Here is a 12,865-nt window from a genome sequence, read left to right on the forward strand (position 1 = left end):
CGAAAGATGAAGACTATTATAAGTAATATTGATATAAATAATATTGATTATGAGGAAATAAAAATACAAGCAAAACTTCTTAGAGAAGGTAAGACGGTTATTTTTCCAACTGAGACAGTATATGGATTAGGTGCAAATGCATTAGATGAAAATGCAGTAAAGAAGATTTATGAAGCTAAAGGTAGACCTAGTGATAATCCACTTATAGTCCATATTTATGAAAAAGAAGAAGTTTATGATTTAGCTAAAGATATAAGTGATAAAGCTAAACTTGTTATGGAAAAACTTTGGCCAGGACCTATAACCATAATACTAAATAAAAAAGATATAATTCCATATAGAACTAGTGGAGGACTTGATACAGTTGCAATAAGAATGCCTTCTCATATTATTGCCAGGGCAATAATAAAAGAAGCAGGCATACCTATTGCAGCTCCTTCTGCAAATATATCAGGGAGACCATCCCCAACAAAAGCGAAACATGTATATGAAGAAATGAATGGAAGAGTTGATGGAATAGTTTTAGGAGGAGATAGTAACTTTGGACTAGAATCAACTGTATTAGACCTTACAGAAGAGATTCCTATGATATTAAGACCTGGAAGTATAACTAAAGAAGTCTTAGAAGAAATTCTTGGTGAAGTAAGGCTTGACCCATCATTAAGTAAAAAAGAAGATAATCAAAAAGCCAAGGCTCCAGGAATGAAATATAAACATTATTCACCAAATGCAGACGTATATATTATATCTGGCAAAAGAGAGAATGTAGCAACAAAGATTAATGATATGATAAAATCTAATAAAGAAAAAGGTCTAAAAACAGGTGTAATGTGCATTAGTAGAAATAAAGAGTTTTATAATGGAGAAGTAATAGATTTGGGGAGTACTCTTGAGGAAGTAGCAAGTAATTTGTTTGATGCTCTCATAGAAATGGATAAAAAAGGTATGGATGTTATATATTCTGAGGAATTTCCTAAGAGCGGTGTCGGACAAGCAATTATGAATAGATTACTTAAGTCAGCAGGATATAAAGTAATAAAAGCTTAAAAAGGAGTTGTGAAATATGAATATACTTATTGTATGTACAGGAAATACTTGTAGAAGTCCTATGGCTGAAGTTATATTAAAGAAAGCTATTGAGGAGTCTGGAAAAAATATTGAAGAATATTGCATATCCTCAGCGGGTATATCTACAGCAAATGGTATGGATGCTTCTAATAATTCTATAGAAGCTTTAAAAGAGCTTGGAATAGATTTATCAAATCATAAAAGTAGAGTAATTACTAAGGATTTATTAGATAAATCAGATATCATACTAACAATGACTAAATCTCATAAAGAAATTTTAGTCCAAGCAGTTCCAAAATGCAAAGAAAAAGTGTATACTTTTAAAGGGTTCGCAAATCAGGATGAGTCAGATATATCTGACCCATTTGGTGGAAGCTTGGATACTTATAGAGATACTATGAAAGAAATAATATATTCTGTCAACCAAATAGTAAAAAATATATAAAACGGAGGATAAAGAAATGAAAATAGGATTAGGCTGTGACCATGGAGGATATAATTTAAAAAAAGAAATAATAAACTATTTAGAAGGAAAAGGGATTGAATGTGTAGATTATGGAACTAATAATGCTACAGATTCTGTTGATTATCCTGCTTATGGAGAAATAGTTGCAAATGCAGTTATAGATAAAGATGTAGATTATGGAATATTATGCTGTGGTACAGGGATAGGAATATCTTTAGCTGCTAATAAAGTTCCTGGAATAAGATGTGCAGTTGTATCAGATGTATTTTCTGCAAAAATGTCAAAAGCACACAATGATGCAAATATGTTGTCATTAGGTGAAAGAGTTTTAGGTAAAGGTTTAGCACTTGAAATAGTTGAGGCTTGGATTAGTACAGATTTTGAAGGTGATAGACATGCTAGAAGAGTAAATATGATTAAGTCAATAGAAGAAAAACACAATAAATAATAAAAATTACAGTTTTATCAGGAGGAATTATCAAAATGAGCAAAGTGGTAGAGACAAACCATCCATTAATACAACATAAACTAACTTTAATGAGAGATAAAAATACTGGTTCTAAAGATTTCAGAGAACTTTTAACTGAAATTGCAATGCTAATGGGATACGAAATAACAAAAGATATACCATTAAAAGATGTAGAAATAGAGACTCCTATTCAAAAAACATCATCTAAAGTTGTTGCAGGTAAAAAACTAGCTATAATTCCAATTTTAAGAGCAGGGCTTGGAATGGTAGATGGTTTAGTAAGTTTAATGCCTGCAGCAAAAGTCGGCCATGTAGGATTATATAGAGACCCAGAAACATTAAAACCAGTTGAATATTATTGTAAACTTCCTCAAGACATAGGAGAAAGAGATATAATAGTAGTTGACCCTATGCTTGCTACAGGAGGTTCTGCTGTTGCAGCAATAGATTTACTTAAATCTAAAGGAGCTAAAAGTATAAAATTAGCTAATTTAGTAGCTGCACCTGAAGGAATACAAGAAGTACAAAAATATCATGATGATGTTGATATATATGTTGCATCAATTGATGAGAAATTAAATGAACATGGATATATAATTCCTGGTCTTGGTGATGCAGGAGACAGATTATTTGGAACTAAATAAAAATTAATAACTATAAATATTTATTGGGAACTTTCTTATATAGTAAAAATTATTTAATATAAGGAGGTTCCTTTTTATATGCATTTTCTCATAATAAGAATTCTTGAATTGATAAATTTCTCGAATTGAGAATAAAAAGCTTTTACCAATTAATAAAAAATGGCTATTTTACTTGAGTTTACAAATTATGAGCAATTTTAAATATGGCATGTTAGTTGCTTACGATTAAATTGATATATATTACTTGAGTTTAAATTAAAATATTAATGATATTATTGGGAGTGATAATACATGAAAAAATGTATAGTAGTAAGAGGAGCTGGAGATTTAGCAACAGCAGTTATACATAAGTTACACAATAGTGGTTTTAAAGTGGTTGCATTAGAAATAGAAGAGCCTTTAGCAATAAGAAGACAGGTCTCTTTTTGTGAGGCTGTATATGAAGAGGAAGTTACTATTGAAGGTATAAAGTGTAAACTTTGTAAAAATAAAGACGAAATCGAAAAAACGTTATCTCAAGATAAAGTAGCACTTATTGTAGACCCAAAAGGAGAAAAACTATCTGAGATAAATCCAGTTGTTTTGATTGATGGAATATTAGCCAAAAAAAATTTGGGTACAACTAAGGATATGGCTCCACTTACAATAGCTTTAGGACCTGGATTTTGTGCAGGAGAAGATGTTGATGTGGTCATAGAGACAATGAGAGGTCATAATCTGGGAAGAATAATAACCAGTGGTAGAGCTGAAAAAAATACAGGAATACCAGGTGCAATAAAAGGGATTTCTAAAGAAAGAGTAATACACTCAGAACATAGCGGAATAATGGAAAATGTATGTAAGATAGGCGATATAGTTGAAAAGGGTGATTTACTTTGTTATATTAATGATTATGGACAAAAATATGAAGTTAGAGCAACAATATCTGGAGTTCTTAGAGGATTACTAAAAGAGGGAGCAAAAGTAAATAAAAATTTAAAAATATTAGACATAGACCCTAGAAAAGAGGAAGTTAAGAATGCTTTTACCATATCAGATAAAGCTAGATGTATAGCTGGAGGGGTTTTAGAAGCCATATTAAAAAATGGAATCTATCCAATAAATTAATTTATGATAAATAAGACTATTAATATTTCATTAAGGTGATATAATAAATTTAATAGATTAAGGAGAGCATATAAAGGGTATTTAAAATTTAAATGGTAAAAATGCTCTTTTTTTATTGGACATTCAATTGACATGTGTATATAATATAAAAATAAGTATTTATTTAGGAAGAAATCTAATAAATATATATGAGACCAGTACATAAACAAAGAGGAGAAAAGTAAATTATGAGACCATCATGGGATGAATACTTTATGGAAATTGCAGAAGTGGTAAAAAAGCGTTCAACTTGTATTAGGAGACAAGTAGGAGCTGTTATTGTAAGAGATAAACAAATTCTAACAACTGGATATAATGGTTCCCCAAGAAATCTTGAACATTGTGAAAATATTGGGTGCAAAAGACAGGAACTAAATATTCCTTCAGGAGAAAGACATGAGCTGTGTAGGGCATTGCATGCTGAGCAAAATGCTATAATACAGGCTGCCCATAATGGTATTAGTGTAGCTGGAGCAACTTTATATGTTACTACAAGACCTTGTGTTTTGTGTGCAAAAATGTGCATAAATGCAGGGATATTGAAAATTGTTTATGAAGGCGATTATCCAGATGATATGTCTACAGAATTGTTAGAAGAAGCAGGAATAGAACTTATAAAATTCTAGTAGATAAATTTTTAGTGAATAATTTTAGAATGACAATAAACGATAAAATTTGACACTGAAATACATGCTCATGAAATGATTAAAAGAAAGTGTTTGAAAAATAATCAGATTAGTAGTAAGATATATTTTATAATTAAATAAATTTATGATATAGATTAATTACATGTTATTTATTTTGTAATAATGAGGGATACTATTTATGAGTAAAAAAAATACACATATGGAAATTGCAAAGCTGTTTAGTTTAATAAGTCAAATAGGATTGATGATTGTAATATCAATATTAGGATGTACTTTCTTAGGAAAATTTTTAGATAGTAAATTAAATACAAGTCCAGTTCTAACAATAATATTTTTACTGTTAGGGGTTGGAGGTGCTTTTAGTGGTGTTTATAAAACTCTGATAGTATATACACGAAGGAAGTGATATATTGGATATAAAATTACTTAACCAAGTAAGGTCAGTAACAAAGGGTATAGTAATATTTGATGTAATTTTAATTGTGCTAATGTTGATAACATCAACATTAAGTAAGCCAGTATTTTTAGGACTTATATTTGGCTCTATAATAGCTATGTTAAATTTTAGATTATTAGCAATCTCACTAGAAAAAACAGTGTCATTGCCAGCTGGAAAAGCACAAGCTTATGCATCAGCACAATATACCATTAGGCTATTTATAATGGCAGTTGTTCTATTTGCTTCAGCTAAGGTTCCACATTTAAATATAATCGGAACAGCACTAGGATTATTGAGTACAAAGTTTGTCATATTATCAAAAAACTTTATAAATAAATTAAAGAGGAAGGAGGCGTAAGTATGAGTCAAGCGCATTATTATCTCATAGGAAACTTTAAAATTAGTGAAACAATACTAGTGAGTTGGGGAATAATGGCCTTTTTAGCGATAGCATCTTATTTTTTAACTAGAAATTTGAAAAAAGTTCCAACCAGTAAAGTTCAAATATTTTTGGAATTTGCAATAGGTGGTCTTGCTAAAATGGTTACAAATGTTATGGGTAAAAACACAGTAAAAAGAATGCCATATATGATACCATACATAGGAAGTTTGTTTTTATTTTTCGCGTGCTCAAATTTAAGCCCATTACTTGGATTAAGATCACCAACAACCGACCTAGATACAACTGCTGCATGGGCAATGATTACATTTTTTATGATTTATTTTGCAGGAGTTAAATTTAAAGGAGTATCATACTTTAAAGAATTGGCTCAACCACTTGCCATAATGTTACCAATTAACATTATAGGTGAGTTAGCTAGACCAATATCATTAAGTTTCCGTCCATTTGGAAATATCTTAGGTGGAACAATTATAATGGGTCTATTTTATCAACTTTTAGGTTTTATATCTAGTCTAATACCAGGATTATCAATACCAATTGGACAGATACTAATACCAGTACCATTACACTTGTACTTCGATTTATTTGCAGGATTGTTACAAGCATATATATTTATAATGTTAACAATGGTGTTTATATCAAGTGCAGGGGAATTAGATTAAGAAATCAACTTATATTAAGATAAAAAATAAAAAACAATTTAAATTTTTAAATTTTAAGGAGGAAATAATTATGGAAACAGCAATAGTAGCGGCAGCATCAGCAATAGGAGCAGGAATAGCAGTTGCAACAGGTATAGGTGCAGGAATTGGTCAAGGTGTAGCAGCAGGTAAGGCAGCAGAAGCAGTAGGAAATCAACCAGAAGCTAAAGGTGATATAACTTCAACTTTATTACTAGGTGTTGCTATAGCAGAGTCTTCAGCAATATATGGCTTGGTTGTATCAATAATACTTCTATTCGTAAATCCATTCTTCAAATACTTAGGAATGTAGATTTAGTCCTTAAATATTTTGAGATAGGTTTTATAGATAAATCATCTCAAACTTATAATCATGAGATGAATTTTATCATCTCGTGATTATAAGTAGTTATGATTTATGGAAAGGAGGATAATTATGGAGAAAGCACTAGTAGGTATAACATGGGAATTTGTATTCCAAATTGTTAATACTTTTATAATATTTTTACTTCTAAGAAAGCTTTTATTTAAGCCAGTTTTAAATATAATCCAATCAAGAGAAAATGATATTAAAAATGACTTAGCAGAAGGCGAAAAAGCAAAAAACGAAGGATTGGCACTAAAAAAAGAATATGAGTCAAAAATCAATTTTGCTAAAGACGAAGGTCAAGAAATCATAAAACAAGCAACTATAAGAGCAGAGAAAAAATCAGATGACATAATAAGTACTGCAAAACAAGATGCTCTTAATATAAAAGATAAAGCAAGCAAAGATATAGAACAAGAAAAACAAAAGGTTATGAATGAAATTAAGAGTGATATATCAAATATAGCACTACTTGCAGCATCTAAAGTTATTGAAAAAGATTTAGATAAATCTAAACATGAAGAATTGATAGAAAACTTTATAAAAGAGGTAGGGGAGGCTAAATGATAAACGTAGTAGCAAATAGATATGCCGAAGCCCTGTTTCAATTAGGAGAAGAAGAAAATTCAACTGATATATTATTTAAAGAATTAGAAAAAGTAGTAGATATGATGACTAAAGTTAGCAAAGATTTCTACAAAGTTTTAAAATCACCATTAGTTTCAAAATCAGAAAAGAAAAACTTGGTAGAAATCATTTTTGATAAGGAAGTAAGCTCTAACATAAAAAATTTCTTAAAAGTTTTGGTAGATAAAGATAGAATAGTATTTTTGGAAGACATAGAGTTAGCTTATAAAGACTTATTAAATAAGAAAAATAATATAATTGATGGTGTCGCAATAAGTGCGATTCCAATGAGTGAAACAGATATTAAAGAACTTGAAGTTAAACTTTCAAACAAATACAACAAAAATGTTACTATAGAAAATGTAGTTGACAAGACTATACTAGGGGGAGTTCTAGTTAGACTTGGAAATGAGCAGATAGATGGCACTGTAAAAACTCGTCTAGATAAGATGAAAGAAAAGCTATCTGAAGTAATATCTTAAGAATGGCGGTGAACCCATGAACTTAAAACCTGAAGAAATAAGTTCTATAATTAAACAGCAAATAAAGAATTATGAGAATAAAGTTGAATTGACAGATACAGGTAGTGTTTTAACCGTTGGGGATGGTATAGCTAGTGTATATGGATTAGAAAAAGCTATGTCTGGTGAGTTACTAGAGTTCCCAGGTGAAGTATATGGTATGGCACTTAACTTAGAAGAGGAAGTAGTTGGAGCTGTTATACTTGGAGATGACAGTGGAATAAAAGAAGGCGATATAGTTAAGAGAACTGGAAGAATAGTTGAAGTTCCAGTTGGAGAAGCCTTAATAGGTAGAGTTGTAAATTCTCTAGGTCAGCCAATAGATGGAAAAGGACCTATAGCTTGTACAAAAACTAGACCAGTTGAATCTGAAGCACCTGGTATAATAGATAGAAGATCTGTTTATGAGCCATTACAAACAGGTATAAAATCAATAGATTCAATGATACCAATTGGTAGAGGTCAGAGAGAGTTAATAATAGGTGACAGACAAACTGGTAAAACATCTATAGTTGTCGACACTATATTAAATCAAAAAGGAAAAGATGTTATCTGTATATATGTAGCAATTGGGCAAAAACGTTCTACTATAGCTCAATTAGTTAGCTCATTAGAAAAAGGTGGAGCTTTAGACTATACAATAGTAGTTTCAGCAACAGCATCTGAATCAGCACCACTTCAATATATAGCACCATACGCTGGAGCAGCTATGGGTGAAGAATTTATGTACAATGGAAAACATGTGCTTATAGTATATGATGATTTAAGTAAACAAGCCGTTGCATATAGAGAAATGTCATTATTACTTAGAAGACCACCAGGACGTGAGGCATATCCTGGAGATGTATTCTACTTACATTCAAGATTACTTGAAAGAGCAGCTAAGTTATCTGATGAATTAGGAGGAGGCTCAATGACTGCCTTACCTATAATAGAAACTCAAGCTGGAGACGTTTCTGCGTATATACCAACAAATGTTATATCTATAACAGACGGTCAAATATACTTACAACCAGAATTATTCTATTCAGGTGTAAGACCAGCAGTTGACCCTGGTATATCAGTATCGAGGGTTGGTGGTTCTGCGCAAATTAAGGCAATGAAAAAAGTTGCAGGTACATTGAAACTTGCATATTCACAATATAGAGAGCTTGCAGCATTCTCACAATTTGGTTCTGACTTAGATGAAGATACTAAAAAGAGACTTGCTCAAGGTGAAAGAATCGTTGAGATATTAAAACAAGGTGAGCATCAACCAATAAAAGTTGAAAATCAAGTTATGATAATATACGCTGTTATAAATAATCACTTGGAAGATATTCCAATAGATAATATAGCTAGATTTGAATCAGAATTGTATGCATTTGTAGATAATAATTATCCAGAAATATCAAGAAAAATATTAGATGGAGAAGACTTCACTCATGATTTAACAGATGCAATAAATGAATTTAAAGAAAAGTTTGTTGTTGAAGTATAATCCTTTTTAAAAAAGGAGGTAAATTAATTGGCAGGAGCTGGAATTAAAGCGATTAAAACACGTATGGGGAGTGTTGAAAGTACAAAACAAATAACTAAAGCAATGGAACTTGTTGCATCTTCTAAGCTTAGAAAAGCAAAAGAAAAAGCTGAAGATTCAAGAGAATACTTTAATACTTTGTACGATACAGTAAAAGATATTGCCCAAACAACACGTGGAGTTAGAAATGAATTTTTAAAAGTAAGAGAAGTAAAAAATAAATGCTATATAGTGGTAGCTGGAGATAGAGGTCTTGCAGGTGGATACAATTCCAATGTATTAAAGGAATCTGTATCTCACATGGAAGGAAAAAAAGAAACAGTTATCACAGTAGGAAAGAAGGCTCACGAGTTTTTTTCTAAGAGAAATTACAATATAGCAAAAGATATAAATAGTGTTGAAGCTTGTGGATATGAAGAAGCGATAGAAATTTCACAAACTGTTATTGACCTGTATAAAAAAGGTGAAGTAGATGAAGTTTATATAGCTTATACAAAATTTAAATCAGCGTTATTACAAGAAGTTGAAGTTTTAAAATTGCTTCCATTGGTGTTTGAAAAAGATACAGATGACCATGGAATTGTAATAAAAGAAGAAAAACAAAATAAATCGAAAGTACAATATATACCATCAGCAGAAGCAGTCTTAAGTTATATTGTGCCTCAGTTTGTATCAGGTACAATATATGGTGGGATTTTAGAATCTTTTGCATCAGAGCAAGGAGCTAGAAGAACTGCGATGGAATCAGCCACAGATAATGCGAATGAAATGCTATCTAATTTAGAGTTAAGTTATAACAGAGCAAGACAGTCAGCTGTAACTCAAGAAATAACAGAGATAGTTGGTGGAGTTGAAGCTCTAAAATAGGGAGGTTAGGAAATGGCAAATGTAGGTGAAATAGTACAGATTGTAGGAGCTGTACTAGATGTTAAGTTTGATAATGAACAAAGCCTACCTAACTTATTAAATGCGTTAGTAATAAAGTTAGGAGATAAAGAAATAGTTGCAGAAGTTGCTCAACATATAGGTGATGATACAGTAAGATGTATCTCTATGAGTGCAACAGATGGACTTGTAAGAGGTATGGAAGTTGTAGATACAGGAGGACCAATAAGTGTTCCTGTTGGAGATGAAACTTTAGGTAGAATATTCAATGTTCTTGGAAAACCAGTTGATGGAAAACCAGCTCCAAAGTCTGCGCCTAAGTTACCTATACATAGACCAGCACCAGCATATGACGAACTAGAAACTACAGCTGAGATACTAGAAACAGGTATTAAGGTAGTTGATTTGCTAGCACCATATCTGAAAGGTGGAAAAATAGGTCTATTTGGAGGAGCAGGAGTAGGAAAAACAGTTTTAATACAAGAACTTATAAACAATATTGCTAAGCAACATGGTGGTATTTCTGTATTCTCAGGAGTAGGAGAAAGAACAAGAGAAGGTAATGACCTTTATGGAGAAATGAGTGAGTCTGGAGTTATAAATAAGACAGCTCTAGTATTTGGTCAGATGAACGAGCCACCTGGAGCAAGAATGAGAGTTGCTTTAACTGGACTTACAATGGCAGAACATTTTAGAGATGAGCAAGGACAAGACGTCTTACTTTTCGTTGATAATATATTCCGTTTCACACAAGCTGGTTCAGAAGTTTCAGCACTTCTAGGACGTATGCCATCAGCTGTTGGTTACCAACCAACATTAGCTACTGAAATGGGTGCACTTCAAGAGAGGATAACGTCAACTAAGAAAGGTTCAATAACATCTGTTCAAGCAGTATATGTACCAGCAGATGACTTAACTGACCCAGCACCAGCTACAACATTCTCTCACTTAGATGCAAAAACAGTTTTATCTAGACAAATATCATCACTTGGTATATATCCAGCGGTTGACCCTCTTGAATCTACATCAAGAATTCTTGACCCTAGTATAGTAGGAAAAGAACATTATGAAGTAGCCAGAGGAGTTCAATCAATACTTCAAAGATATAAAGAACTACAAGATATAATTGCCATACTTGGTATGGATGAATTGTCTGATGAAGATAAGTTAATAGTTGCACGTGCTAGAAAAATACAAAGATTCTTATCTCAATCGTTTACAGTTGCAGAGCAATTTACAGGAAATCCAGGTCAATATGTTCCTGTTAAAGAAACTGTAAGAGGATTCAAAGAGATACTTGAAGGTAAACATGATGACTTACCAGAGTCAGCATTCCTGTTTGTAGGTACAATAGAAGATGCTGTTAAAAAAGCGAAGGGAAGTATGTAGTCATGGCTAGTGAATTTTCATTGAAAGTTGTAACTCCAAATGATACATTTTATGATGGAGAAGTTGAAATGATAGTAGTTAGAACTACAAAGGGAGACAAAGGGGTATTGAAAGGTCATATACCATTTGTTTCAGGCATACCTGTAGGGACTTTGAAGATAAAAAAAGATGGAAATTTTAAAGAAGCAAAAATATCAGAAGGATTTGTTAATGTAGATCAAAATAAAACCGTTATATTGACAGAATCTGCTGAATGGATTTAATAACTTAATATAAAACATGAAAAGTCATTTTTACTAAAAATATTTTTGGTCAAAGTGACTTTTTTATGTTTTGGTGTTAATAAAATAATAACAAATAGAGTGTAAAGTATGCAGAAAATGCACTGACAATAAATTCACAAAATGTTTGAATTTACTGCAAAATTATGTTGTAATTAATAAGATAAAGAAAGTTTAGATAGATTATATAGAAGTGAAAAAATATTCATATAAGGAATCTATATAAAATTTTTATAAAATTTAAAAAATTTGCTTAGTTGTGTAGTATAATAAATAATATAATAGATTTACATAGGTTATTTATTATAAATAATTTTAAAAGTTACAATTTTATTATAATGATTATTAAATTGGGATAAGTAACATAAACTAAACAATAATAGGTATTATCAATAGTAAATTTATAAATTCATTATTAAATGAAAAGAGCTATTATAAATTTTCTGGAGGAAAAATGGATATATTTGATATTGGAGTAGACATAGTTGAAATTGACAGAATAAAAAAAGCTGTAGAAAAAAATAATCGGTTTTTAGAGAAAATGTTTACAGATAAAGAAATTGAATATTTTAATTCTAAAAATTTTAAGGCAGAAAGTATAGCCGGTAATTTTGCGGCTAAGGAAGCTATAAGTAAATCTATGGGTACAGGAATCAGAATGTTTAACTTTAAAGATATAGAGGTTCTCAGAAATGAAATGGGAAAACCAATAGTAAAAACTTATAATAATCTGGCAAAAATGTGCATAGATTATAATGTTTTAGAAATAAAAGTTTCAATATCACATTCAAAAGATTATGCTATAGCAAATGCGATAACTATAATTAAGGACTAAGGAGTGATTACACTATGATGGATAAAACAGCAAAAGAAATAATGACAACAGATGTAATAGTAGCAAAACAAGATGATAGTATAGCAGATGTAGCTAATATGCTAATTGCAGAGAAAATAGGAGGATTGCCAGTTGTAGATTCAGAAAATAAAGTTGTTGGAATAATTTCTGAGACAGACATTCTTAAAAAAGAAAAATATATAGAAGCACCTCTCTATATAAATTTATTACAAGGGCTGATTTTTTTAGATGATTTAAAAAAGGTAGAAAAAGACATAAAGCAAGTAGCAGCGTATAAAGTCGGAGAACTGATGTCTAAAGACATAATAAAAGTTCATGAAGATGATAAGTTCGATGATGTGGCTAATATAATGATTAAAAAATCAATAAACAGAGTTCCTGTAGTAGATGATGACAATAAAATTAAAGGTATAATCTGTAGATATGATATAATAAAAGCTTTATATAATGAATAAACT

General features: G+C 30.9%; 18 protein-coding genes. All 18 read left to right on the top strand.

The features are described from left to right. Positions 1-6: 6 nt before the first annotated feature. The 18 genes from IC218_RS19490 to IC218_RS19575 all read left to right on the top strand — a co-directional run bounded on the left by IC218_RS19490 (position 7) and on the right by IC218_RS19575 (position 12,862). Positions 7-1,047 (top strand): L-threonylcarbamoyladenylate synthase, encoded by a 1,041-nt coding sequence (locus IC218_RS19490; RefSeq protein ID WP_227436254.1) that lies wholly within the window; start codon positions 7-9, stop codon positions 1,045-1,047. A gap of 16 nt (positions 1,048-1,063) precedes the next feature. Continuing rightward, positions 1,064-1,513 (top strand): low molecular weight protein arginine phosphatase, encoded by a 450-nt coding sequence (locus tag IC218_RS19495; protein WP_227436252.1) that lies wholly within the window; start codon positions 1,064-1,066, stop codon positions 1,511-1,513. 16 nt (positions 1,514-1,529) lie between these two features. Further along, positions 1,530-1,982, top strand: a complete 453-nt coding sequence (rpiB, locus tag IC218_RS19500) for a ribose 5-phosphate isomerase B (protein WP_227825284.1) — start codon at positions 1,530-1,532, stop codon at positions 1,980-1,982. A gap of 35 nt (positions 1,983-2,017) precedes the next feature. Next, on the top strand, positions 2,018-2,647 hold the full coding sequence (upp, locus tag IC218_RS19505; protein ID WP_227436248.1) for a uracil phosphoribosyltransferase: 630 nt from the start codon (positions 2,018-2,020) through the stop codon (positions 2,645-2,647). A 291-nt stretch (positions 2,648-2,938) separates the two neighbouring features. Continuing rightward, complete coding sequence (gene yqeB, locus IC218_RS19510; RefSeq protein ID WP_227825285.1) at positions 2,939-3,754, top strand: selenium-dependent molybdenum cofactor biosynthesis protein YqeB; 816 nt, start codon at positions 2,939-2,941, stop codon at positions 3,752-3,754. A gap of 227 nt (positions 3,755-3,981) precedes the next feature. Beyond that, entirely contained in the window at positions 3,982-4,419 is a 438-nt protein-coding gene (locus IC218_RS19515) for a deoxycytidylate deaminase (RefSeq protein WP_227436245.1), read from the top strand. Between the two features lie 199 nt (positions 4,420-4,618). Next, positions 4,619-4,846 (top strand): AtpZ/AtpI family protein, encoded by a 228-nt coding sequence (locus IC218_RS19520; protein WP_227436243.1) that lies wholly within the window; start codon positions 4,619-4,621, stop codon positions 4,844-4,846. Positions 4,847-4,850: 4 nt separating this feature from the next. Next, the gene (locus IC218_RS19525; RefSeq protein ID WP_227436241.1) at positions 4,851-5,237 is read left to right on the top strand and encodes an ATP synthase subunit I; all 387 of its coding nucleotides are present in this window, start codon (positions 4,851-4,853) and stop codon (positions 5,235-5,237) included. A gap of 2 nt (positions 5,238-5,239) precedes the next feature. After that, a complete protein-coding gene (locus IC218_RS19530; protein ID WP_227436239.1) occupies positions 5,240-5,944 on the top strand; it encodes a F0F1 ATP synthase subunit A in 705 nt (234 codons plus the stop codon). Positions 5,945-6,014: 70 nt separating this feature from the next. After that, positions 6,015-6,275 carry an ATP synthase F0 subunit C gene (atpE, locus tag IC218_RS19535; protein WP_021386434.1) on the top strand — a complete coding sequence of 87 codons (261 nt, stop codon included), beginning with the start codon at positions 6,015-6,017 and terminating at the stop codon, positions 6,273-6,275. Positions 6,276-6,398: 123 nt separating this feature from the next. Then, positions 6,399-6,896, top strand: coding sequence for a F0F1 ATP synthase subunit B (atpF, locus tag IC218_RS19540; RefSeq protein ID WP_227436237.1), 498 nt, complete (start codon positions 6,399-6,401; stop codon positions 6,894-6,896). Then, positions 6,893-7,438, top strand: coding sequence for a F0F1 ATP synthase subunit delta (locus IC218_RS19545; protein ID WP_227825286.1), 546 nt, complete (start codon positions 6,893-6,895; stop codon positions 7,436-7,438). The genes atpF and IC218_RS19545 overlap by 4 nt, the downstream gene beginning before the upstream one ends. A gap of 16 nt (positions 7,439-7,454) precedes the next feature. Next, positions 7,455-8,957 (top strand): F0F1 ATP synthase subunit alpha, encoded by a 1,503-nt coding sequence (gene atpA, locus IC218_RS19550; protein ID WP_227436234.1) that lies wholly within the window; start codon positions 7,455-7,457, stop codon positions 8,955-8,957. Positions 8,958-8,984: 27 nt separating this feature from the next. Next, complete coding sequence (gene atpG, locus IC218_RS19555; protein WP_227436233.1) at positions 8,985-9,863, top strand: ATP synthase F1 subunit gamma; 879 nt, start codon at positions 8,985-8,987, stop codon at positions 9,861-9,863. 12 nt (positions 9,864-9,875) lie between these two features. Further along, positions 9,876-11,270 (top strand): F0F1 ATP synthase subunit beta, encoded by a 1,395-nt coding sequence (gene atpD, locus IC218_RS19560; protein WP_227436232.1) that lies wholly within the window; start codon positions 9,876-9,878, stop codon positions 11,268-11,270. Positions 11,271-11,272: 2 nt separating this feature from the next. Beyond that, the gene (gene atpC, locus IC218_RS19565) at positions 11,273-11,533 is read left to right on the top strand and encodes an ATP synthase F1 subunit epsilon (RefSeq protein WP_227436229.1); all 261 of its coding nucleotides are present in this window, start codon (positions 11,273-11,275) and stop codon (positions 11,531-11,533) included. Between the two features lie 472 nt (positions 11,534-12,005). Beyond that, positions 12,006-12,386, top strand: coding sequence for a holo-ACP synthase (gene acpS / locus IC218_RS19570; RefSeq protein WP_227436228.1), 381 nt, complete (start codon positions 12,006-12,008; stop codon positions 12,384-12,386). Between the two features lie 14 nt (positions 12,387-12,400). After that, entirely contained in the window at positions 12,401-12,862 is a 462-nt protein-coding gene (locus tag IC218_RS19575; protein WP_227436219.1) for a CBS domain-containing protein, read from the top strand. The last annotated feature ends 3 nt before the right edge of the window (positions 12,863-12,865 follow it).

Origin of the sequence: Clostridioides sp. ES-S-0005-03 (assembly GCF_020658455.1) — a bacterium.
Lineage (GTDB): Bacteria > Bacillota > Clostridia > Peptostreptococcales > Peptostreptococcaceae > Clostridioides.